This is a genomic window from Sphingomonas sp. FUKUSWIS1, assembly GCF_000733135.1.
Taxonomy (GTDB): Bacteria; Pseudomonadota; Alphaproteobacteria; order Sphingomonadales; family Sphingomonadaceae; genus Sphingomonas; species Sphingomonas aerolata.
In genome coordinates, this window is sequence record NZ_JPJC01000257.1 from 28,344 (window position 1) to 31,817 (window position 3,474).

At 66.6% G+C, this 3,474-nt stretch carries 3 protein-coding genes; 1 reads left to right on the forward strand and 2 read right to left on the reverse strand.

Annotated elements, in window-relative coordinates:
- Both sphsw_RS20625 and sphsw_RS16325 read right to left on the reverse strand, forming a co-directional pair.
- Window positions 1–1,334, reverse strand: a 1,334-nt coding sequence (locus sphsw_RS20625) for an efflux RND transporter permease subunit (RefSeq protein WP_031395480.1), incomplete at its 3' end; no start/stop codon positions are given.
- A 6-nt stretch (window positions 1,335–1,340) separates the two neighbouring features.
- Entirely contained in the window at window positions 1,341–2,543 is a 1,203-nt protein-coding gene (locus tag sphsw_RS16325) for an efflux RND transporter periplasmic adaptor subunit (protein ID WP_031441553.1), read from the reverse strand.
- A gap of 128 nt (window positions 2,544–2,671) precedes the next feature.
- On the opposite strand from sphsw_RS16325, the gene sphsw_RS16330 reads away from it, so the two are divergent.
- Window positions 2,672–3,247, forward strand: coding sequence for a TetR/AcrR family transcriptional regulator (locus sphsw_RS16330; RefSeq protein WP_320481913.1), 576 nt, complete (start codon window positions 2,672–2,674; stop codon window positions 3,245–3,247).
- The last annotated feature ends 227 nt before the right edge of the window (window positions 3,248–3,474 follow it).

The window sequence follows — 3,474 nt, forward strand, 5'->3', positions numbered from 1 at the left end:
ATGCCGACCAGCGCGCCGCTGATCTCGTCCATCGATTTCTTGGCGGCCTCCTTGGGGCTCAGCCCCTCTTCCTGGATCAGGCGTTCGACATTCTCGACGACGACGATCGCGTCATCGACGAGCAGGCCGATCGCCAGCACCATGCCGAACAGCGTCAGCGTGTTGATCGTGAAGCCCGCGACCTGAAGCACGGCGAGCGAGCCAAGCAGCACGACCGGCACCGCGATCGTCGGGATGAGCGTGGCGCGGAAGTTCTGGAGGAAGAGGAACATCACGAGGAAGACGAGGATGATCGCCTCGATCAGCGTGTGGACCACCTGTTCGACCGACAGCCGGACGAACGTCGAATTGTCGACCGGATAGGCGATCTTGACGTCGGCCGGGAACTGCTTGGCGATCTTCTCGACCTCGGCCTTCACCAGCGTGACGGTGTCGAGCGCGTTGGCGCCCGGCGCCAGCTTCACGCCGAAGCCTGCTGCCTGCTTGCCGTTGTAGCGCGCCTGGAAGCTGTAGTTTTCCGAGCCCATTTCGACCCGGGCGACATCGGCAAGGCGCACGGTGGCGCCGCCGGTGGCCGAGCGAATGATGATCTGGCGGAACTGTTCCGGAGTCTGCAGACGCGACTGCGCGGTGACGGTCGCGTTGAGCGCCTGGCCCTTGACCGCGGGAAGGCTGCCGACCTGACCGGCGGAAACCTGTGCGTTCTGCGCGGTGATTGCCGAGGTGATGTCGGTGACGGTGACGCCGAGGTTCGACATCTTGAACGGATCGACCCAGATCCGCATCGAATATTGCGCGCCGAACACCTGCGTGTCGCCGACGCCCTTGATCCGGCTGAGCGGATCCTGGAGCTTGGAGGCGATCAGATCGCCGAGATCGACCTGGTCATGGCTGCCGTCCTGCGAATAGGCGGCGATCACGAGCAGGAAGTTGGCGGTCGCCTTGGTCACGCGAAGCCCGGCCTGCTGCACTTCCTGCGGCAGGAGCGGGGTCGCCTGTTGCAGCTTGTTCTGCACCTGGACCTGCGCGATGTCCGCGTCGGTGCCCTGTTCGAAGGTCAGCGTGATCGCGAGATTGCCCGCGCCATCGCTGGTCGATGCAAAGTAGCGAAGGTTGTCGATCCCCTTCATCTGCTGCTCGATGATCTGCGTCGTCGTGTTCTCGAGCGTCTGCGCGTCGGCGCCCGGATAGGACGTTGCGACCGTCACCTTGGGCGCGGCGATCTCGGGGAACTGCGCGATCGGCAGCGACCGGATCGCCAGGACGCCGGCCAGCATCAGGATGATCGCGATGACCCATGCGAAGATGGGTCTATCGATGAAATAGCGTGACATGAGGCGTTACTTCCCGGCCTGCGTGGAGGCGGCGCCGCCAGCTGCGGCATTCCCGGCAGCGTCCTTGCCACCGGCCTTGCCGACCTGCTGCGGAGCGGCGGGCTTGACGGTCGTGCCGGGGCGCAGGTTGAGCAGCCCCTCGACGATCAGCTTGTCGCCGGGCTTCAGCCCGCTGGTGACGATCCACTTGTCGCCGATCACGCGGTCGGTGACGACATTGCGCTGCTCGACCTTGTTCTGCGCGGTGACGACCATCGCGGTCGCCTTGCCGCGCGGATCGCGCGTGATGCCTTCCTGCGGGGCCATGATCGCCTGGCTGCGGATACCCTCGACCAGCTTGGCGCGGACATACATGCCCGGCAGCAACAGCCCGTTGGGATTGGGGAAGCTGGCGCGCAGCGTGACCGCGCCCGTCGCGGGGTCGACGGTCACTTCCGCGAATTGCAGGCGACCCTCGATCGGATAGGTCTGGCCGTTGGGCAGGATCAGCTGGACGCGTGCGGTACCGTCGCCGCGCGTCACGCCGCCCGACGCCATCGCCGCCTTCAGGTCGAGCAGCTGCGCCGCCGACTGGGTGACGTCGACATAGACGGTGTCGGTCCGCTGGATCGTCGCGAGCGCGTCGGTCTGCCCGGTCTGGACGAGCGCGCCGGCGGTGAAGATCGAACGGCCGATACGACCCGAGATCGGCGCCTTGATGCGGGTGAAATTGAGGTTCACGCGCGCGGATTCGACCGCTGCACGCTGCGCTGCAACATTGGCACGCGCCTGTTGTGCGGACGCGGTGGCGTTGTCCGCCTCCTGCTTGCTGACCGCGTTCAGCGCGACGAGCTGGCCGTAACGCTGCGCCTGGAGTCGGGTCGCATTGATCTGCGACTGCGCGGCGCCAAGCTGGCCCTGCGCAGTGCCGAGCGCGGCGCGATAGGGGGCGTCCTCGATCTCGTAGAGGACCTGGCCCGAACGGACCATCGCGCCCTCGGTGAACAGGCGACGGCGGATGACGCCCGACACCTGCGGCCGCACTTCGGACGTCTCCACCGCGGCAATCCGCCCCGGCAACTCGGTGGTGAGCGTCACCGCCTCCTGCGCGACCGTCACGACGCCGACCGTGGGCGTCGGCGGGGGCGGGGGGGCCTCTTCCTTGCTGCACGCCGCCATCAGCGCCAGCGCGGCCAGGGCCACCGATCCCTTGAGATTCAATCGCTGCATGTTGAGCATCCCGACGTCCGTGCAGAAGAGTTCACCGGAATGAACGTTCATTCCGCTTGCGCCGCCGCTATGGACGTGCGAACGCCGGGTCAAGTTAAAACGTCGTCCGGAGTGGAATTTTGAGTGCAGTGCAACATGAGAAGTCGGCGCGTTCGCACATCGTTGATGCGGCCCGGCATCTTTATGCGACGCAGGGATTCCATCAGACGTCGATGGCCGAACTGGCTGCCGCTGCGGACGTCAGCGTCGGCCAGATCTACCGCCTGTTTACCGGCAAGAACGCGCTGATCCAGGCGCTGATCCTCGAGGATGCCGAGGCCAAACTCTCAGACCTGCGCAAGCTGACCGACGACGTGTCGACGGGGCGGCTGTCGATCGAGCGCGGATTTGTCGAGCTCGCGCGGCGGTCGCTCGCCAAGGGGGATGAGGCGTTGTCGTTTGATATTATGGCGGAAGCGCATCGCAACGGCGAGGTCGCGGACACGATCGGTTCGCTGTGCGCGGGGTTTCGCGCGGTGGTGCGCGATCTCGCCTGCGTCGCCAATCCCGCGTTGTCGGCGGATGCGCTCGACGGCGCGGAGGAGCTGGTGCTGGCGTGCATGTTCGGGCTGGGGCATCGGACACTGTCCTGTCCGCGGCTGTCCGAGACCGAGACCGCAGAAGTCACCGGGCGCATGATCCTCGCGGCGCTCCACGCGCTCTGAGACACGACACGGTGTCCTGACGACGGGGCAGGCGGCCCCGTTTGGCGGGCGGGCGGCGGTGCGGGGCATTACCGATTGTTGCACTGCGGCGCGCGAAGTCGGATAAGCGGTCCATGACCGAAACGACACGACGCGACATCATGATGGCCCTTGCGGCCACGGGCCTGTGGCCGGCGGCGGCACTGGCACAGACGGGGGCGGGCACCCCCCGCAAGCGCGGCGCCGCG